Below are 17845 nucleotides of genomic sequence, written 5' to 3' on the forward strand. Positions count from 1 at the left end.
CACCGGGCCGCCCCTGCGGGCTGACACGACGTTCGAGACAGCCGTTCTGGCTGACACGATGTCGGGACGGCCGTTGGAGGCCGGCTCGGCATCGGGTCGGCCGCTGCGGACGTACCGATATCTGCTCAGCCACGTTACGGCCGACCCCCGTCGGTCGGTCGCGCAGGGCTGGCCGATGCCGGTCTGCCCGAGCTGGATCCGTGGGTCAACCACAAAGGGCCGACTCGACCATTGTTAGCGAACCGGGATTGTTTCGGAAACAACGACATTGCTCATGAAACGTTACCGATCTCCAGTTCATGCGCCAATCAGGCGATATACCCACAGTGGCGTTCGTCACAGGGGTCTCCCTGCCCTCCAGGAAAGCAAGCGCATGACCGGCCACAGCCGCCGCCACCTGCGTGGCGAGAGCCGTACTGCAGGAGAACTCGCCAGGGGACGAGCCGCCCACCCGTGCCGAGACGATCGGCCAGCCGGGGTCGGCGTCGCGGCGGGCCAGGTCGAGGCAGTGCAGGCAAGGGGTGACGCCCGGCACGACGAGGGGGCCCACGCTGCCGTGCTCTTCATAGGCCTCGGCCAGGAGGTGGGGGACACGCCAGGCGAGCAGGTCGCGCACCAGGAGCCCGTCGAGTGGGGTGACGGGGGCGAGGACGACGAGGTCGGGGAGCTGGGAGCCGTCGCTGACCTGGCCCCCGGCCACCCAGGCGGTGACAGAGGGCGCGCGGAGGGGGACGGGGGTGCCGGGTTCGTGGATGGGGGCGGGCTTGGCGAGCTCGCGAGACCGCGCCCGCGATCGGGGCAAGGACGCCGCCTCATCCGTGCTCGGACGCGGACCGGGCGGCGATGTGGTTGAGCCTGAGGCCGCGCCGCCTTTGGGAGCGGGCTGCGCCACTGCCTTAGCGCTGCCGCCGCCCCCGCGCTGCGCCGCGGGAACCTCGCCACCGCTGGCCGGCCGCTGCGCCATCGACACCCCGCCGCCGTTGACCGGCCGCTGAGCCGCCGCTCCACCTCCGCTGGCCGTCGGCTGCGTCACGCCGCCGCCGCTGGCCACGCGTTGTGCCACCGCGACCGCGCCCGCGTCTCGGCGGCCGCCCACCTCCGGCCACCCCAGCCCGCCGGGCGTGATGTCCTCCGGCCTCGCAGGCCCGGGGTCGGCCACCGAGATCCGCCCCACCCCCGCAGCCGCCAGGAGCGCCACCACCTGTGCCCCCACCCGCCCGGCCCCGTGCACCCGCACGTGTGCGCCGCGGCGCCGCTCGAAGGCGGCGTGACCGCCGTCATCGGCGCCGAGCGCGGCCGCCTCCAGCTCCGGCCGCAGCCGATCACGCTCGGCCAGCGACAGATCGGCCCCCACCACCCCCGGCACGTCGTCGAGCACCCCGCACTCGAACAGCCTCCCCACCAGCTCCTGCGCCTCCCCGGGATCGAGGCGCGCCCCGGCCGCCGCCCGGAGCACCCCCTCCAGGTCGCGGGTGCCGTCGAGCCCGAGCAACCACCGCCGCACCCGCTCGGTGAACCGTCCGACGGTCACGGTCGCCCCGTCGCCGTCGCCGATCAGCACCCGCCGCCCCGGGTGCAGCCCGACCTGCACGATGTGCTGGTCGCGCTCGATGACGCGGAGCCCTGGCTTGATTCGTGGCCTCATGCCCGCAGAGGTTGCCACAGCGGATCAACCGAGCGGGGCCGGTTGTGCCGCCCTGTGGATAACCTCCGGGCGGTCTACGATCTCGACCATGAGCGAGCTCCTGGTCGAAAGGGACGACAACGGCGTTGTCACCCTCACCCTCAATCGTCCCGACCGCAGAAACTCCATGACGGAGGGCATGACCGAGCAGTGGCAGCACACCATGGCGGAGCTGGCGAGGGATCGCCTGGCCAGGGCTGTGGTGGTCACGGGCGCGGGCAGCGCCTTCTGCTCGGGCGGCGACATGTCGTGGCTGGCGGAGCGCGGCACGGAAACAGTTCCCGACCTGCGCGACCGCATGCTCGCCTTCTACCGGGCCTGGTTGTCGATCACCAAGCTGGAGATCCCGACGATCGCCGCGATCAACGGCCCTGCCGTGGGTGCGGGTTTCTGCCTGGCGCTGGCCTGCGACCTGGTCTACGCGGCCGATGACGCCAAGCTGCTCGTCCCCTTCACCAGCCTGGGCCTGCACCCCGGCATGGCGGCCACGTATCTGCTGCCCAGGGCGGCCGGAGCGCGTCTGGCGAGGGAACTGCTCCTGACCGGTCGCACCATCAGAGGGGATGAGGCGGCTTCACGAGGTCTGATCAATCAGTCATTCGCCAATCAAGATCTGATTTCCGAGGTCGCCACGATCGCCACAATGATCGCGGGAAACGCCCCCGTCGCCACCAAGCTCACGAAAGTCGCGCTGAACCAGGAGCATCCGGATCTGGAGGCCGCGCTTCGCTGGGAGTCGCTCGCACAGCCCGTGACCATGGCTTCTGCCGACATGCTGGAAGGGCTGGCGGCCAATCGGGAAAGGCGGCGGCCCAAATTCACCGGGACTTAATCTGTTGACCAGGGAAAACGGGATCCACCCCCTGTGGAAATTTGCGCGTGTCGGCTACCGTGCATATGTGCCCCCCGAGACAGTCGAGGTCCGACGAAGTTCTCGTCGCCGTCGTACGGTTTCCGCTTATCGTGACGGCGACAAGACGATCGTGCTTCTGCCCGCCTGGCTGAGCGGCGAAGACGCGGATGAATGGGTGAGCCGGATGCTCGAGCGGCTGGCGGCGAAGGAGAAACGCCGACGTCCCACCGACGAGGGTCTGCTGGAGCGGGCCAACGAGTTGTCGTTGAAGTACCTCGACGGCATGGCTCGGCCGGTGAGTGTGCGCTGGGTCGACAACCAGCAGCACAGGTGGGGTTCCTGCACTCCGGAGAACGGCACGATCAGGATCTCGACCCGGATCCGGGGCCTGCCCGAATGGGTCATCAACTACGTCATCATCCACGAACTGGTGCACCTGCTGGTGCCCAGCCACGGCCCCAAGTTCTGGAAGCTGGTCGAACAGTACCCCAAGGCGGAGCGGGCGCGCGGCTTTCTTGAAGGGTTCTCCGCCGGGGCGGCGAACCAGCCGGAGGAGTGTTGACCCGTATCGTCGCCGTCCTGGCGAAACAGAACGACTCGTTCGACCGCGAGATCCTCACCGCGATGGCCGAGGACACCTACGAGGTCGTCGCGGGCCTGCAGCACGTCACTCCGGTCCTGGTCACGAGCATCCCGGAGCTGGAGGAGATCGTCTGGCCGGGCACCGAGGTGATCACGATCGCGGACGGCACGCCGCTGAGGGAGATCTTCGGCAAGCTCGGCGCCGAGCAGGCCGCGATCGTCAGCGCCGACGCCCCAGACCTGCCTCCGCTGCTGATCGGCAAGCTCTTCCGCGAGCTCGGCCGCGCGCCGCTGGCGGTCTGCCCCAGTCTGTACGGCGGAGCGGTGGCGATAGCCGCGGCCCTGCCCCTGCCCGACTGGGCGCACCCCGATCTCGATGCCGACAACCCGGTCCAGGCCATGCGCGAGCAGGCTCCGGGCCGCCGCATGATCGCGACGGGGCCGGGCTGGCACCGCCTGCGCAAGCCCGACGACCTGAGGCTCCTCGACCCAGGACTCGAAGGCTGGGACAACCTCAGAGCGCTAGTTCAGTGAAGATCGCCCGGTGATCGGTGCCCCGCACGGTGTGCACCGACACTGAGCGCACTCCCACACCCGCGTCGACGAGCACGTGGTCGATCGTGATGATCGGCGGGATCCGCCGCCCTGCGGGCCAGGTGGGGATCAGCCCGGCCCCGGCCGAGTCGGCAGCGTCCTTGTAGCCGCGTGTCAGCACCCTGCGCAGCGCGGCGTGGTCGAGGCTGGCGTTGAAGTCGCCCGCCAGCACCCTGATCACCTCGGGCGTGGCGGCGGGCAGGGCGTCGAGCGCCTGCTCCCAGTCGGTCACGTGGTGGCCCATCGGCGCGTAGGGGTGTACCGCGACGATCTCGACCGGTTTGCCGGTCCCCGGCACGTCGATGCGGGCGGCGGGCATCTTGTGGGCGGCCGTGGCGTTGACCAGGTCCCACTGTGCCGTCATCCCGAAACGGGAGTACAGGCCGCTCCCGCCGGCGTTCCATTCGGGCTGGAGCACCCGATGAGGCATCAGCGTGATCAGTCCGGCGGCGTCGAGCGCCTCGACCGCGCCAGGAGTCAGCTCCTGGGCGCTGAAAACGTCGGGCTCCAGGCGCCTGATCAGCTCCATCACCTGGGTGACGTCGGCTCTGCCGTACAGCAGGTTGATCGAGAGCACCCGCAGCGGCCGGCCGGTGGCCGCGTCGGCGGCGCCGATCGCGCGGGGCAGGACGCTCGCGCCCAGGGCGACGGTGGTCAGCGCGGCGACGGCGGTCACGCCGCGCCGTCGCGAACCGGCCGCGAGCAGCAGCGGGACGAGCGAACCCAGGGCGGCGTACGGCGTGGCGGTCATGACCTGCGTGGCCCAGGCGCCGCGTTCCAGGCCGAACGAGCGGGTCACAGCCCAGACGACGAAGGGCGTGAGTGCCGTCCAGGCCAGCCCGGCGGGCACCCGGCGGTGGCGGCGAGGGACGACGATCTCACCGCCGACCATCAGCCCACCAGGGCGCGACCGAGGAGGGCGAGCCTGCGGGTGGCCGCGTCGGACGGGTCAGGAACGTCGTCCACCGGGAACCAGCGCAGGTCGAGCGACTCGTCACTGATCACCGCCTCGGCGCCGGGCGGCGCCACGGCGGCGTACTCCACGTCGAGATGCCAGGAGAACGGCGGATGGCACCACACCTCGTGCCTGTCGAGCGCGAGCGGCCCCGGCAGCAGCCTGAGCCCCTCGATGCCCGACTCCTCGGTCGCCTCGCGCAGCGCGACACCGGCCAGCGAGGTGTCGGACGCCTCGCAGTGGCCACCCATGGGCAGCCACATGCCCGCCTTCGGGTGCAGCGTCAGCAGCACCTTGGATCCGTCGTGCGACAGCACCGCGGTGGTCGCCGTCAGGTGCCCTGGCACGCAACCACGGTCCATGGCGTCGGCGTGCGCCTCGAGATGCGCCAGGAACTCCTTGCGCAGCACCTCCTCCTCGGGAGTCGGAGCCGTCCAGGCGGTCAGGACGGAGACGGCGTCGTCGTGAAGCGCCGTCACTTGTCCTCGTCCAGCTTGGAGATGTCCCAGGTCGAGTCGCCGCTGACGAAGGCCGCGGGGTCGTCGAGGTCCTCGGCGGTCGGCATGAGGTCGGGGTGACCCCAGACGTCGTCGCGGCCGTCGACGCCGCGCGCCTGCTCGAGCGCCGACCACAGGGCCGCCGCCTCACGCAGGCGACGGGGACGGAGCTCCAGCCCGACGAGCGTGCCGAAGGTGACCTCCGCCGGACCGCCGGTCGCCCGGCGCCGCCGTACGGTCTCGCCCAGCGCGGCCACGGACGTCAGCTTGCCGCCCGCCGCCGCGTCGACCACGTTGCCGACCCAGCCCTCGACCAGCGCGAGCGTGGTCTCCAGGCGAGCCAGGGCGGCCTTCTGCCGCTCGGTCTCCTCGGGCTTGAGCAGCTGGCCGCCGCCCAGCGCCTCCTGGATGGCCTCGGGGTTGTTGATGTCGATGCTGCGGATCTGCTCCTCCAGGGCGGAGGTGTCGATCGTGATGCCCTTGGCGTACTCCTCGATGGCTCCGAGAAGATGCGAGCGCAGCCACGGGACGTGCTGGAACAGCCGGTGGTGCGCGGCCTCGCGCAGCGCCAGGTACAGCCTGATCTCGTCGGAAGGGATCTCCAGGCCGTTGCTGAAGGCGGCGATGCCGCCGGGCAGCAGCGCGGCGGTGTCGGACAGCGGCAGGCCGATGTCGGTGGTGCCGACCACCTCACGGGCCAGCGAGCCGAGGGCCGTGCCGATCTGCTGGCCGACCATCATGCCGCCCATCTGCTTCAGCATGCCCATCAACGGCCCGGCCATCTGCTGGGCCTCGGGCGGGAGCCCGGAGCCTCCGAGCGTGCCGCTCATGGTCTCGACCATCTTGGCCGCGACCGGCTCGGCCAGCTGCTTCCACACAGGAACGGTGTTCTCGATCCACTCGGACCGGCTCCACGCCTGCGGCTGCGTCACCCCGCTGGGCAGCGTGGTGACCTCGTTCAACCACAGGTCGGCCAGCTTGAGCGCTTCGATGATCTGTCGGCGTTCTCCCTCCATGACGCTGGGGTCGCCTTCGGCCACGACAGCGTGGCGGGCGATGTTCTTGGCCATGTCCCAGTTGACGGGGCCGGAGCCCTGCGGGGCCGACAGCATGTCGGCGAACTGCCGCATCGCCTGAGCCATCTGCTCAGGGTTGCCGAACATGGCGAACGGGTTCTCGTTGGGGTCGTTTTCACGACCTGGCAGGTCAGTCACCGCTCTACCTCGTGCAGGATAGGGAGGAGTCCACATCCGCCACGTTAGTCGTCCCACGGCGGATCAGTGCAAAGTGAGGACCTGGTGCCTACCTCGAAACGACCGCGCCAACCCGTCGTCGCCGTCACCGGCGCCGCGTCGGGCCTGGGCCGCGAACTGCTCTCCAGGCTCGCGACCTCCGGTGATTTCCGCAGAGTCGTGGCCATCGACGAGCAGCGAGGCGACGTCCAGGACGTCACGTGGCGAGTGCTCGACGTCCGCGATCCGCTCTTGGCGAACCGCATCTCCGACATCGATGTACTGATCCATCTGGCGGGTGATTTCGCCCTCGACTCCGACCCGGGGGAGCGGCGCGCCTACAACCTGCGTGCCGCCCAGACTGTGCTGACCGCCAGCGCGGCCGCTCGCGTGCGGCGCGTGGTGCTCGTCACGAGTGCCATGGTGTACGGCGCGGCGGCCGACAACCCGGTTCCGCTTCCAGAGGAATCCGCTGTGGCGGCCGAGCCCGACACGGGAGTGGTCGGCGACTACCTGGAGATCGAGGGGGTCGCCCGCCTGGCCGCGCGCAGCCACCCGGGCCTGGAGCTGACCGTCCTGCGTCCGGCGGCGGTGGTCGGTCCGGGCATGGACACCGTGATCACCCGCCACTTCGAGGCGCCGCGACTGCTGACGGTCAAGGGCTGCTCGCCGCGCTGGCAGTTCTGCCACATCGACGACCTGGTCTCGGCGCTGGAGATGGCCGCGCGCGGCCTGGTCACGGGTGTCGTGGCGGTCGGCTCCGATGGCTGGCTCGAGCACGACAAGGTCGAGGAGCTGTCCGGAATCCGCGGATTCGAGCTGCCCGCCGGGCTGACCTTCGGTACGGCACAGCGGCTGCACCGGCTGGGCATCACCCCGGCTCCCGCCACCGACCTGCACTACGTGGTCTACCCCTGGGTCGTCGACTGCGCGAAGCTGCGTGAAGCGGGATGGAAACCGTCCTGGAGCAACGAAGCCGCCCTGGAACAGCTCCTGAGGCTGCGCGAGAACCGCACCACCGTCGTCGGCAGGCGGCTGCCGGTCAAGGAGGCGACCCTCACCGCGGCTGGTGCCACCGTCGCCGTCATCGGCACCGCGGCGATCGTGCGCCAGGTGCGCAAGAAGAGGCGCATCTGATCCGGAGAGGTTGTCCACAGGGTGCCTGCCGTACGGGATCGTGACGTGGCTCTGCCGTAGGCTTTGCTCGTGGACGTCATCCGGTTGCTCGACATTCGTGACACGCCGCTGTCGGTCGACGAGATCTTCGCGGCGGTCGGCTCGCACGCCGCGGGCGGCACGACGCTGTTCGTCGGCACCGTGCGCGAGCAGGATCACGGCAAGCCCGTGACGCGTCTGTCCTACTCCGCCCACCCGTCGGCCGTCGACGAGCTGCGCAGGGTCGCCGAGAAGGTCGCCACCGACTTCCCGGTGACCGCGCTGGCCGCCGTGCACCGGGTCGGCGACCTGGAGCTGGGCGACATCGCGGTGATCGTGGCCGTGGCCTGCCCGCACCGGGGAGAGGCCTTCGAGGCGTCGCGCAGGCTCATCGACGATCTCAAGTCAGAGGTCCCGATCTGGAAACATCAGCAGTTCGCCGACGGGTCGAATGAATGGGTCGGCGCCTGCGAATAAGCTCATCCCCATGTCGCGACGTGCGTTGACCCTTCTGGTGGCGAGCTTCCTCGTGCTCGCGCTCGGTGTCGTCGGAGCGTTCCTGCCGGTGCCGTACGTCGTGCTGAGCCCGGGTCCGACAGAGAACACCCTCGGCGAGGTCGAGAAGAAGCCCGTGATCACGATCACCGGTCACGAGACCTTCGCCACCACCGGAGCTCTGCGCCTGGTCACGGTGGAGTACAAGGGCGGGCCGACCAACCGCATCGACCTGCTGACCGCTCTGCGCGGCTGGCTCGACCCGACGGTCGCGGTCGTGCCCGAGACGACGATCTTCCCGCCCAACCAGACCGCGCAGCAGGTCGAGCAGCAGAACGCCGCCGAGATGACCGGCTCCCAGGACAACGCCACCGCGGCCGCGCTGACCGAACTGAAGATCCCCTTCACCGCAGAAGTCGTCGTGGCGGGCACCGAGAAGGAGATGCCGGCCGAAGGCAAGCTCAAGACGGGCGACCAGCTGCTCAAGGTCGACGGCGTCGACGTCGTCACCGTCGACACGGTGACCGCGCAGGTCAAGTCGCACAAGCCGGGCGACACCGTGGTCTTCACGATCTCCCGCGACGGCAAGCAGCAGGGGGTCCCGATCGTCGCGGCCGCCGGGCCCGAGGGCAACGCGATGGTCGGCGTGTCACTGTCGACGAAGAAGTACAACTTCCCCTTCACCGTCACGATCAACGTCGGCGACGTGGGCGGGCCCAGTGCCGGCCTGATGTTCTCGCTCGGCATCCTCGACAAGCTCACCCCCGGTGAGCTGACCGGCGGCAAGTCGATCGCCGGCACCGGCACCATCACGCCGGAGGGCAGGGTCGGGGCCATCGGCGGCATCGCGCAGAAGATGGTCGGCGCGCGTGACGCGGGCGCCACGGTCTTCCTCACCCCCGCCGACAACTGCGCCGAGGCGCTCAACGCCGCCCCCGACGGCCTGCGCCTGGTGAAGGCCACGACGCTGCACGAGGCGGTCACCGCGCTCGACGCCCTGGCGTCCGGTAAGGGCTCGGTGCCCAGTTGCGCTGCTGGATGAAACTTCTGGCGGACGCCATGCGTTAGCCGTACGGCTGGCACATCGGTGTAGGTTGCCAGACACGGACCGTTTGTAAATCACGACCGAGGGGTTGGCCTTGAGCTTCCGGACCCCAGGAGGCGGACGGGCGATGCGTTTGCGCCGCCCCCGACTGCTGCTTCCTGTCGCGATCGCCATTGTCGCGATCGTGGCCCTGTTCTTCTTGTTCTCCGGCTTTTACACCGACTATCTGTGGTTCGACAACGTCGACTACACCACGGTCTTCTCCGGCATGTTGCTGACGCAGATCGTGTTGTTCGTCGTGGGCGCGCTGCTCATGGTCGGCATCGTCGGCGGCAACATGCTGCTGGCCTTCCGCATGCGGCCGATGTTCGGGCCCGCCATGTTCGGCGGCGCCAGCGGCGCCGACCGCTACCGCATGGCTCTGGATCCGCACCGCAAGCTGATCTTCATCGTGGGCATGGCGGTGCTGGCGCTCTTCTCGGGCTCTCAGTTCGCCGGGCAGTGGAAGACCTGGCTGCAGTACGTCAACGGCACAGACTTCGGGCAGAAGGACCCCCAGTTCGGGCTGGACATCGCCTTCTTCATGTTCGACCTGCCGTTCATCCGCATGCTGCTGAACTTCCTGTTCACCGCCATCGTGATGTCGGCCATCCTCGCCGCGATCACCCACTACCTGTACGGCGGCTTCCGCCTGCAGTCGCCCGGCGTGCACGCCTCCCGCGCCGCGCGCGTGCACCTGTCGGTGCTCCTGGGCGTGTTCGTGCTGCTGAAGGCCGCCGCCTACTTCGTCGACCGCTACGACCTGGTCTTCTCCGACCGGGGCTTCGTGCACGGCGCGTCGTACACCGACATCAACGCGGTCCTCCCGGCCAAGACGATCCTCGCGATCATCGCGCTGATCTGCGCGGCCATGTTCTTCGCGGGTGTCGTACGGCCCGGCGGCATGCTCCCCGGCGTCTCCTTCGGCCTCCTGGTGCTGTCCGCGGTGCTCATCGGCGGCGTCTACCCCGCCCTCGTGGAGCAGTTCCAGGTCAAGCCCAACCAGCAGGCCAAGGAATCGACCTACATCAAGCGCAACATCGACGCCACCAGACAGGCCTACGGCATCGACAACGCCGAGGTCATCCCGTACGACGCCAAGGAGGACCCCGCGCAGGTCAACGCGGCGGGCGACACCTCGGTCTCCGGCGTGCGCCTGCTCGACCCGTCGCTGGTCTCCAAGACCTTCCAGCAGACCCAGCGCATCCGCGGCTTCTACGACTTCCCCGACGCGCTCGACGTCGACCGCTACCCCGACGCCGGCGGCAAGATGATCGATCACGTCGTCGCGGTCCGCGACCTGACCGGGCCGCCCAACGAGCAGGACAACTGGATCAACCGTCACCTCGTCTACACCCACGGCTTCGGCTTCGTCGCCGCGCCCGGCAACAAGGTGACCTCTGGCGACGTGACCACCCAGGGCGGCCTGCCCGACTACGACGCCAAGGACCTGCCCGGCAGCGGCGCGCTGGCCGAGAAGCTCAAGGAGCCGCGCGTCTACTTCGGCGAGCAGGCCGAGACCGAATACGTCATCGCCGGCGGCAACCCCAACAACCCGCAGGAGCTCGACTACCCCGAGAGCGCGGGCACCGGCCAGAAGAACACCACCTACACCGGCGTGGGCGTGCCGGTCGGCTCGTTCTTCAACCGGCTCGTCTACGCCGCCAAGTACGGCGAGGTCAACATCCTGCTCTCCAGCGATGTCAACAACCAGTCGAAGATCCTCTACGAGCGTGACCCGCGCGACCGCGTCGCCAAGGTCGCGCCGTTCCTCACCCTGGACGCCAACCCGTATCCGGCGATCGTCGACGGGCGCATCAAGTGGATCGTCGACGGCTACACGACCTCCAACAACTACCCGTACGCCCAGAGCGAGTCGCTGGAGACGATGACCAGGGACCTGGCCGTCGAGCGCCGCGTCGTCGCCGCCCAGCCGCGCGACAAGATCAACTACATGCGCAACTCCGTCAAGGCCGTCGTCGACGGCTACGACGGCACCGTGACCCTGTACGGCTGGGACGACAAGGACCCGATCCTCAAGACGTGGGGCAAGGCCTTCCCCGGCGTCATCAGGCCCGTCTCCGAGATGTCGGCCGACCTGCGCAGCCACGTGCGCTACCCGGAAGACCTCTTCAAGGTGCAGCGCTACCAGCTCGCCCGCTACCACATCGAGGACCCGGGCGCGTTCTACGGCGGCCAGGACGTCTGGGTGGTCCCGCGTGACCCCTCCGCCGGCGCCAACAACGACATCAAGCAGCCGCCGTACTACCTGACCACCACGATGCCCGGCGGCAAGCCCACCTTCTCGCTGACGACCACGTTCGTCCCGCGCCAGGGCCCCAACCTCGCCGCCTTCATGGCCGTCGACGCCACCGCCGGCCCCGACTACGGCAAGCTCAGGGTGCTCAGGATGCCGTCATCCACCGCCATCCCGGGCCCAGGCCAGGCACAGAACAACTTCCAGAGCCGCTTCGCCGGAGAGCTCAACCTCCTCGGCCTGCAGTCGTCGGCGGTCCGCTACGGCAACCTGCTGACGCTGCCGTACGCGGGCGGCCTCGTCTACGTCGAACCCGTCTACATCCAGGCGGCCGCTGGCACCGGCCAGGAGCCGTACCCGATCCTCCGCCGCGTGCTCGTCTCGTTCGGCAACAAGATCGGCTCCGCGGATACGCTGGAAGACGCGCTCAAGCAGGTCTTCGGCGGCGCCCCCGCCAACCAGCAACCAACGACGACGAACCCAGGCAACCAGCAACCGGCCAACCCGGCGACGACGCAGCTCACCCAGGCGATCGACGCCGTCGCCAAGGCCTACAACGACGGGCAGAACGCTCTCAAGGAGTCGCCGCCCAACTGGACGAAGTTCGGGGAGTCGCAGAAGGCGCTGCAGTCGGCGCTGGCCAACCTCGAAAAGCTCAAGGCCCAGGGCACCGGCGCCACGCCCACGGCCACGGCCACCCCCTCGGCCAGCCCTTCGCCCAGTGCTTCACCTTCGGCCTCTCCCAGTGGGGGGTCGTAGGAGCGCTTGATTTGCGCCTGCTCCGCGCTGTCGATAGTCTTTAGACACACGCCAACGCGGGGTGGAGCAGTTCGGTAGCTCGCTGGGCTCATAACCCAGAGGTCGCAGGTTCAAATCCTGCCCCCGCTACCAAATAGAACGGCCCTCCAGGTCTTCCTGGAGGGCCGTTTTCGTTTGTCCCGCTCCGCGCTGCCTCGCTGCTGGCGCGGGAAGCACAGCCCCTAGATGGCCATAGTGAGCTGATCCACGGCGGTCAGGGTCAGGCGATCAGCAGGCGCAAGCCGAGCTCTGCCGCTTCCAGGTCGAGCAGGTCGCGGTTGCGCTCCGTCCAGCGGCCGGATGTGAGGTCCTCGCGAAGACTGCGCACCACGCGTTCCTCCGCCTCCGCGCCGACCCTGGACCAGACGGAAACGCCTCGCCGGACGCTCTCCTCCAGGTAGCCCTCAGGTCGCCGCCAGTGGGCCTCGAAGAAGCCGTCGGCGCAATCCCAGGGGATGGGCACCGGTTCCAGGCGGGCGCCGATCGCGTCGGCCAATTCGGTGGCCGTGGGGCGGCCGATCAGCAGGTTCGAGATCTCGGGCAGGTAGTCGCGGGTGAGCCAGAAACGGTTGAGCCAGCCTTCGTCGCTGGTGTCGTGGGTGAAGACCACGACGCGGCGGGCGACGCGGCGCATTTCGCGCAGGCCGGCGATCGGGTCCGGCCAGTGGTGGATGGAGGCGATGGCCATGGCGGCGTCGAAGGACTGGTCGTCGAACGGCAGGTGTTCGGCGGAGCCCGCCAGGCAGGGGGCGGCGTCCGGGCGGCGCTGGGAGCGCATGAGGGCCGACGGTTCGACCGCGAGGACGTAACGGTCGGAGGGCTCGTAGGAGCCGGTGCCCGCGCCGACGTTGAGGATCGTGCGGGCGTCGCCGAGGGCGGCCCAGATCTGCGCGGCGATGCGGGGTTCCGTGCGCCGGGTGACGGTGTAGGTGGCTCCGATGGTGTCGTACAGCTGCGCGCTGGGCATGGGCTGCCTTTCTGGCTGGCACCGTGGGCGGGCGTTCCTGCTTCACCATCCTGATGTCCGGGGGCCGGTTCCGCGAAGGTCCCGGTGGTGACAGGGGTGACGTGAGTGAGCGCTAGGTTGTCCTGGTGCTCTCTGTATCGCTCGACACCGTCCGTGTCTTCCTGCACGTGCTGGCCGCCACCATCTGGGTGGGTGGGCAGTTCACGCTCGCGTTTCTGGTCCCCTCGCTCCGCCGTACCGCCGATGGGGTGACGAAGGTGGCCGCCAACGCGTTCAACCGGGTCGCCTGGCCGGCGTTCGCCGTACTGGTCGCGACCGGGGTGTGGAACATGCTGGCCGACGACAACGACGACCCTGCCTTCAAGACGACCCTGCACGTGAAGCTGGGGGTTGTGCTTCTTTCGGGGCTCACGGCGTTCTTGCACACACGGGCGAAGAGCAAGGGGGCGACGGCGGCGTTGGGGGCGTTGAGCGGGGTGACCGCGCTGGCGGCGCTGTTCCTGGGGGTTCTGCTCTCGGCCTGACGGGCGGTCAGGGCGAGAGCAGGCTGAGCTGGTAGGCGGGGATGGGCAGGCCGGGGAGGTCGGCGGACGGGACCAGGTCGTGGCGCTGTTCCCAGCCCTCGCTGTCGCTCCAGGAGCTCCAGTCGGCGGAGTGCCGGGTCGCTTGGGCGGTGTAGACCAGCTGAAGGATGTCCGGGTGGGGGAAGGGATGATCCTCTGGCAGGGGGTCGAGCATCCGGTAGTGGAAGAAGCCCGCGAAGGCGAGGTCGCGTTCGTCGAGCAGCCAGCCGGTTTCCTCGCGCACTTCGCGTACGGCTGTCGCGGTGTGGCTTTCGCCTGGTTCGCGTCGGCCTCCGGGCACGATGTGGGGGCCGTCCGGGGTGTGGCAGACGACGATGCGGCCGTCGACTCGCACGATGCACCGGACGGACGTCACGAGGAAGTCGGGGCATGCCGGCCGGTCGCGGTAGGTGGCGACGTCGAGGTCGGTCAGGCCGACCCACGAGATACGCGTGACGGCCACGGGGGTGAGGGTGTCGAGGAGAGTGATCAGCTCCGGGTGCCGGGATCCGTATCCGGGCGAATGCACGCCTACCTCGTATAGGGGGTCGTGGTGGTCACGGGGGTGAAGCCGAGCCGTTCGAGGATCGGGCGGCTCTGGTCGGAGGCGTCCACCTGCAGGTAGCGGTAGCCGCGTTCGGTCGCGATGTCCGCCCGGTAGGCGACCAGCGAGCGATAGAGGCCGCGTCCGCGCCATTCTGGCAGTGTGCCGCCGCTCCACAGGCTGGCGAAATCGGTGCCTTCGTGGAGTTCGAGACGTGCCGCGCTGACCGGCTCGTCGCCGGCCATGGCCACGATGGCGACGACCGAGTCGAGCTGGGCCAGCAGGCGGGTGCGGATGTGATCGGCGCTGGTGCCGAAGGCCGCGGTGTGCACCCGCATCATGAGGTCGACGTCGGCGGGCGAGGTCACGCGGCGCAGCTCGATGCCGTCGGGCACCGGGCCGTCGAGCGCCAGATCGTCGATGCGGGCGAGCATGAGGGTCTCGGGCTCGTCGGCGGTGAAACCCGCGGCCAGGAGTCGCTCGGGTAGGTCCGCCGGCTGGTCGTGGGCGTAGTGCTTCCACTCGAATTCGTAGCCCAGGTCACCGTAGAAGGCGACCTGGGCGGCTATGGCGGAATCCGCGGTGTCGTGGGTCAGGTCAGACCAGAGGATGCCGTTCCATCCTCCCGCGGAGACCTGGCGTACGACGCCGTCGACGTGCTCCACCTTCGCGTCCGGAGCGTCGGGGCGCGCATCTCGCCGCATCTGGCGATCGAACAGACTCAGCATCGTTCCAGTATGCCCAGGAGGAGGACCCGCTCCGCGCCCGTGGTGTTGGGGTCGCCGAGGCGGGCCTGCGTCGCCGCTCGCAGGCCGGGCTTCGGGTCCGTACGGCTGCCGCGGAGGAAGGCGCCGCTGATCACCTTCCTGGCGAGACGCTCGACTCCCTTCGGCGCCTCGCCGGTGGTCAGGAGGACGAGAGTCGTCGCCACATCGACGGCAGGCTCGCCCGAGCGGGCGTTGCACCAATCGATCACGCTGGGCCCGCCGGGCGTCAGGATCACGTTGCCGGGGTGGAAGTCGAGGTGGAGCACCTGGCCGCCGTCGCCGGGCAGCCAGTCGGGCGCCGGGACCCGATGGAGGCGGTCGTGCAGTTCACCGAGCTGCCTGCCGTACCGCAGCACCTTCCACGGGCGGCGGGAGAGGGCTTGCAGCATGGTCGGCCCCGGCAGGCGTTCGAGGACGAGGTCGGTCTCGGTGGCGTCGTGTACGGCCGGCACGGGAAAACCATGGCCGCGGACGTGCTCCATGATCTTGGCCTCGGCCAGGGCGGTGCTGTTGGAGCGGTAGCGGCGCAGCACGCGGCGGGAGTCGAGGGCGAAGACGTCAGCGGTGCGGCCGGTAGCGATCAGCTCCACGACCGCACTCTAACCTTGTGAGTGCAGGAGCGCCGTGATTACATGATTACATGATCGTGGAATACATTCGGTACACGGTTCCGGCCGGGCGGGCGGCGGAGTTCGAGGCCGCGTACGGCAGAGCGGCGGTTCCGCTCGGCAAGGCGCCGCAGTGCCTCGACTACGAGCTGAGCACATGTGTGGACGAGCCCGACCACTACATCCTGCGCATTGTGTGGACTTCTGCGCAGGGGCACCTTGAAGGGTTCAGGAAGAGTGAGCGCTTCCGGGAGTTCTTCGCTGAGATCCAGCCGTATGTGACGGACATCGAGGAGATGCGGCACTACGAGCGGGTGCTGCACAAGACCGAGCCCACGCTCTTCGAGTGGGCCGGGGGCGAGGAGGCGTTCTCGCGGCTGACCGAGGTGTTCTACGGGCATGTGCGCAAGGACGACGTGGTAGGTCCGTTGTTCGCCCACATGGACCCGGGGCATCCGAAGTACGTGGCCATGTGGCTGGGTGAGGTCTTCGGCGGGCCCGACCGGTACACGACCGAGCGGGGCGGCTATCCGCACATGCTCGCGCAGCACCTCGGGAAGGGGATCACGGAGGCCCAGCGGCGGCGGTGGGTGAGCCTGCTCATGGACGCGGCCGACGAGGTCGGGCTGCCGGACGATCCGGAGTTCCGGGCGGCGTTCGCGAGCTACATCGAATGGGGAACGCGGTTGGCGCTGGCGAACTCGCAGCCGGGGGCGACTCCGCCCACGCGGGCGCCGGTGCCGAGGTGGGGGTGGGGTGTGGCGCCGCCGTACCAGCCGTCGGCGTGATGTCGTCGGGTGACTAGTCGTCGGATCCGGCTCGGTCGTGATCGAGGATCTCGGTGAGCGTCTCCGGCTCCTCCAGCGGATCGGTGTAGGTGTCGGAGTCGCGCTTGTCTTCCTCGTTGACCCAGTGGAAGATGCCGCGGCTGACCTCGTCGTCGATCTCCTCGATCTTGTGACGTTCGGGCAGCTTGTCCTGGTACAGGGCCTCTTCGGAGATCTGCTCGTCGTCCCCGAGGTCCTGGTTGACGTTGTACGGCTGGTCAGTCATGGATCATGACCACCGTCTTCTGGATGGCCCAGCCGACGAGGAAGACGCCGAACGCCGCCTGGGCGAGACGGACCCAGAGGGCGGAGGCGTCGGCCGCGAAGACCACGACGCCCAGCCACGTGAGCGCGAAGCCACCGACGAGAACGATGGCTGCCCAGTTCAACCCCCGATGCCACATAAGCGCATCGTCGCAGGCGGAGCGCCAAGGCAGGGTGTTGCGACGGTTTTATCGGGGCAACAGGTTGCGGGGTGCGCGAGACTGCGGGCGGTTGGTGTGGGTGAGAGGCGGCTGAGGGGCCGGCATTGGTCAGGGGACGCAGCCGTGCCTGCCGCCAGTCAGAGGGGAGGCCGCGGCCGGCGCGCCTGTCAGCCGGGGAAGGTGGCGGCCGGTGCCTGTCAGCCGGGGAAGGCGGCGGTCGGCGCCTGTCAGCGGGGGAGGCTGCGGCCGGTGCCGACGCACTTGCGCAGGCGCGGGCCACGGGGCCTGGTCTGCGGCGTCTGCTCCAGGCAAGCGAGCAGCGCGGCGGCAGCGCGGGCGTCCGACAGGATGCGCTGTACGGCCTCGCCGTCCTCCGGCAGTTGACCCCGCTCGGCCAGCTCGTGCTTGACGAAGGCGAGCGGGTCGGGCGCACCCACGCTCTCCGCGGCGACGGTGGCCCTGGCCGCGGTGAGCAGGCGCAGGTAGTACGTGCGCAGCGCGGCCTCGCGCATGTGCGCCCGCTCCAGGTCGTCGATCAGGTTGCGGGCGATGCTCAACAGGTCGCCTGCGTGCGTCGTCTCGTCGGCGACGTAGGCGCGGATGTCATCGAACTCCGAGCGGGTCATTGCGGACACCTCCGAGGGTGCAGTCTGCTCGTGTGTAGTTCGTATCGTGGGGCGATTGCGGATGACTTGCTGTCCACTTGCTGCAGCCGGAGGTTTGAAGAGGTTTCCGGGCGGGAAAGACCTCAAGGTTGCCCGTGTGGCCCGTGAGGGCTGGTACAGTTGCAGAGCGCAGACGAGCTCTGCGCGAATCCCACTTCCTGAAGGTCTGTCCGGTTGATTCGCATCTGTCCGGATCGTCTGGTAAGTTAGAGGGGTTGCCCCGGAAACGGGGCGGTCGGAATTCCCGCAGGTGAATCGGTCCGAGTCAATTTGACAGAGACTGGGCCGCCTGA

The 17845-nt window shown here is 69.2% G+C and carries 20 protein-coding genes and 1 tRNA gene; 10 read left to right on the plus strand and 11 right to left on the minus strand.

Going from position 1 to position 17845, the window contains the following annotated elements; all coding sequences use genetic code 11:
* Positions 1-205: 205 nt before the first annotated feature.
* A complete protein-coding gene (locus HNR30_RS36110) occupies positions 206-1645 on the minus strand; it encodes a thiamine biosynthesis protein ThiF (RefSeq protein WP_181614564.1) in 1440 nt (479 codons plus the stop codon).
* Positions 1646-1733: 88 nt separating this feature from the next.
* Between HNR30_RS36110 and HNR30_RS36115 the strand changes: the two genes are divergently transcribed.
* From HNR30_RS36115 to HNR30_RS36125, 3 genes are all read left to right on the plus strand, one after another.
* Positions 1734-2516 carry an enoyl-CoA hydratase/isomerase family protein gene (locus HNR30_RS36115; protein WP_181614565.1) on the plus strand — a complete coding sequence of 261 codons (783 nt, stop codon included), beginning with the start codon at positions 1734-1736 and terminating at the stop codon, positions 2514-2516.
* A 205-nt stretch (positions 2517-2721) separates the two neighbouring features.
* Entirely contained in the window at positions 2722-3099 is a 378-nt protein-coding gene (locus HNR30_RS36120; protein ID WP_376771776.1) for a M48 metallopeptidase family protein, read from the plus strand.
* On the plus strand, positions 3096-3653 hold the full coding sequence (locus tag HNR30_RS36125; protein WP_181614567.1) for a hypothetical protein: 558 nt from the start codon (positions 3096-3098) through the stop codon (positions 3651-3653). Before HNR30_RS36120 ends, HNR30_RS36125 begins: the two co-directional genes overlap by 4 nt.
* On the opposite strand, the gene HNR30_RS36130 is transcribed toward HNR30_RS36125, so the two are convergent.
* The 3 genes from HNR30_RS36130 to HNR30_RS36140 are packed head-to-tail and all read right to left on the minus strand — an operon-like array spanning position 3634 to position 6379.
* Positions 3634-4605 carry an endonuclease/exonuclease/phosphatase family protein gene (locus HNR30_RS36130; RefSeq protein ID WP_181614568.1) on the minus strand — a complete coding sequence of 324 codons (972 nt, stop codon included), beginning with the start codon at positions 4603-4605 and terminating at the stop codon, positions 3634-3636. The genes HNR30_RS36125 and HNR30_RS36130 overlap by 20 nt on opposite strands.
* Positions 4605-5147 carry an NUDIX hydrolase gene (locus HNR30_RS36135; protein WP_181614569.1) on the minus strand — a complete coding sequence of 181 codons (543 nt, stop codon included), beginning with the start codon at positions 5145-5147 and terminating at the stop codon, positions 4605-4607. The genes HNR30_RS36130 and HNR30_RS36135 overlap by 1 nt, the downstream gene beginning before the upstream one ends.
* Complete coding sequence (locus tag HNR30_RS36140; protein ID WP_312894881.1) at positions 5144-6379, minus strand: zinc-dependent metalloprotease; 1236 nt, start codon at positions 6377-6379, stop codon at positions 5144-5146. The genes HNR30_RS36135 and HNR30_RS36140 overlap by 4 nt, the downstream gene beginning before the upstream one ends.
* An 81-nt stretch (positions 6380-6460) precedes the next feature.
* Between HNR30_RS36140 and HNR30_RS36145 the strand changes: the two genes are divergently transcribed.
* The 5 genes from HNR30_RS36145 (at position 6461) to HNR30_RS36165 (ending at position 12279) form a co-directional block, all read left to right on the plus strand.
* Positions 6461-7534, plus strand: coding sequence for an NAD-dependent epimerase/dehydratase family protein (locus HNR30_RS36145; RefSeq protein WP_181614666.1), 1074 nt, complete (start codon positions 6461-6463; stop codon positions 7532-7534).
* 69 nt (positions 7535-7603) lie between these two features.
* A complete protein-coding gene (locus HNR30_RS36150) occupies positions 7604-8029 on the plus strand; it encodes a molybdenum cofactor biosynthesis protein MoaE (protein ID WP_181614570.1) in 426 nt (141 codons plus the stop codon).
* A gap of 10 nt (positions 8030-8039) precedes the next feature.
* A complete protein-coding gene (locus tag HNR30_RS36155; protein WP_181614571.1) occupies positions 8040-9089 on the plus strand; it encodes a YlbL family protein in 1050 nt (349 codons plus the stop codon).
* A 130-nt stretch (positions 9090-9219) separates the two neighbouring features.
* Complete coding sequence (locus HNR30_RS36160; RefSeq protein WP_181614572.1) at positions 9220-12147, plus strand: UPF0182 family membrane protein; 2928 nt, start codon at positions 9220-9222, stop codon at positions 12145-12147.
* A gap of 55 nt (positions 12148-12202) precedes the next feature.
* Positions 12203-12279, plus strand: a tRNA-Met gene (locus HNR30_RS36165).
* Positions 12280-12406: 127 nt separating this feature from the next.
* Here HNR30_RS36165 and HNR30_RS36170 read toward each other — a convergent pair.
* Entirely contained in the window at positions 12407-13153 is a 747-nt protein-coding gene (locus HNR30_RS36170; RefSeq protein WP_181614573.1) for a class I SAM-dependent methyltransferase, read from the minus strand.
* A 125-nt stretch (positions 13154-13278) separates the two neighbouring features.
* Here HNR30_RS36170 and HNR30_RS36175 point away from each other — a divergent pair, with 125 nt between their 5' ends.
* A complete protein-coding gene (locus HNR30_RS36175) occupies positions 13279-13677 on the plus strand; it encodes a hypothetical protein (RefSeq protein ID WP_181614574.1) in 399 nt (132 codons plus the stop codon).
* Positions 13678-13684: 7 nt separating this feature from the next.
* On the opposite strand, the gene HNR30_RS36180 is transcribed toward HNR30_RS36175, so the two are convergent.
* Genes HNR30_RS36180 through HNR30_RS36190 form a run of 3 tightly spaced genes read right to left on the minus strand, consistent with a single transcriptional unit; the run spans position 13685 to position 15617 of the window.
* A complete protein-coding gene (locus HNR30_RS36180) occupies positions 13685-14245 on the minus strand; it encodes an NUDIX hydrolase (protein WP_181614575.1) in 561 nt (186 codons plus the stop codon).
* Positions 14246-14247: 2 nt separating this feature from the next.
* Positions 14248-14988 (minus strand): GNAT family N-acetyltransferase, encoded by a 741-nt coding sequence (locus tag HNR30_RS36185; protein ID WP_181614576.1) that lies wholly within the window; start codon positions 14986-14988, stop codon positions 14248-14250.
* Positions 14982-15617, minus strand: a complete 636-nt coding sequence (locus HNR30_RS36190; protein WP_181614577.1) for a phosphotransferase — start codon at positions 15615-15617, stop codon at positions 14982-14984. Before HNR30_RS36190 ends, HNR30_RS36185 begins: the two co-directional genes overlap by 7 nt.
* A gap of 50 nt (positions 15618-15667) precedes the next feature.
* On the opposite strand from HNR30_RS36190, the gene HNR30_RS36195 reads away from it, so the two are divergent.
* A complete protein-coding gene (locus HNR30_RS36195) occupies positions 15668-16423 on the plus strand; it encodes a group II truncated hemoglobin (protein WP_181614578.1) in 756 nt (251 codons plus the stop codon).
* A 13-nt stretch (positions 16424-16436) separates the two neighbouring features.
* On the opposite strand, the gene HNR30_RS36200 is transcribed toward HNR30_RS36195, so the two are convergent.
* The 3 genes from HNR30_RS36200 to HNR30_RS36210 all read right to left on the minus strand — a co-directional run bounded on the left by HNR30_RS36200 (position 16437) and on the right by HNR30_RS36210 (position 17513).
* Positions 16437-16688 (minus strand): hypothetical protein, encoded by a 252-nt coding sequence (locus tag HNR30_RS36200; RefSeq protein ID WP_181614579.1) that lies wholly within the window; start codon positions 16686-16688, stop codon positions 16437-16439.
* Positions 16681-16851 carry a hypothetical protein gene (locus HNR30_RS36205; protein WP_246379913.1) on the minus strand — a complete coding sequence of 57 codons (171 nt, stop codon included), beginning with the start codon at positions 16849-16851 and terminating at the stop codon, positions 16681-16683. The genes HNR30_RS36200 and HNR30_RS36205 overlap by 8 nt, the downstream gene beginning before the upstream one ends.
* Positions 16852-17114: 263 nt before the next feature.
* On the minus strand, positions 17115-17513 hold the full coding sequence (locus HNR30_RS36210) for a hypothetical protein (protein WP_181614581.1): 399 nt from the start codon (positions 17511-17513) through the stop codon (positions 17115-17117).
* Between the last annotated feature and the right edge of the window lie 332 nt (positions 17514-17845).

This window comes from Nonomuraea soli (assembly GCF_013761175.1).
GTDB classification, from domain to species: Bacteria; Actinomycetota; Actinomycetes; order Streptosporangiales; family Streptosporangiaceae; genus Nonomuraea; species Nonomuraea soli.

Bases quoted from the DNA above. Each gene is read 5' to 3' on its own strand.
- HNR30_RS36110 (WP_181614564.1), bottom strand. From the start codon at position 1,645: ATGAGGCCACGAATCAAGCCAGGGCTCCGCGTCATCGAGCGCGACCAG.
- HNR30_RS36115 (WP_181614565.1), top strand. From the start codon at position 1,734: ATGAGCGAGCTCCTGGTCGAAAGGGACGACAACGGCGTTGTCACCCTC.
- HNR30_RS36120 (WP_376771776.1), top strand. From the start codon at position 2,722: ATGCTCGAGCGGCTGGCGGCGAAGGAGAAACGCCGACGTCCCACCGAC.
- HNR30_RS36130 (WP_181614568.1), bottom strand. From the start codon at position 4,605: ATGGTCGGCGGTGAGATCGTCGTCCCTCGCCGCCACCGCCGGGTGCCC.
- HNR30_RS36155 (WP_181614571.1), top strand. From the start codon at position 8,040: ATGTCGCGACGTGCGTTGACCCTTCTGGTGGCGAGCTTCCTCGTGCTC.
- HNR30_RS36160 (WP_181614572.1), top strand. From the start codon at position 9,220: ATGCGTTTGCGCCGCCCCCGACTGCTGCTTCCTGTCGCGATCGCCATT.
- HNR30_RS36170 (WP_181614573.1), bottom strand. From the start codon at position 13,153: ATGCCCAGCGCGCAGCTGTACGACACCATCGGAGCCACCTACACCGTC.
- HNR30_RS36185 (WP_181614576.1), bottom strand. From the start codon at position 14,988: ATGCTGAGTCTGTTCGATCGCCAGATGCGGCGAGATGCGCGCCCCGAC.
- HNR30_RS36195 (WP_181614578.1), top strand. From the start codon at position 15,668: ATGATCGTGGAATACATTCGGTACACGGTTCCGGCCGGGCGGGCGGCG.
- HNR30_RS36200 (WP_181614579.1), bottom strand. From the start codon at position 16,688: ATGACTGACCAGCCGTACAACGTCAACCAGGACCTCGGGGACGACGAG.
- HNR30_RS36210 (WP_181614581.1), bottom strand. From the start codon at position 17,513: ATGACCCGCTCGGAGTTCGATGACATCCGCGCCTACGTCGCCGACGAG.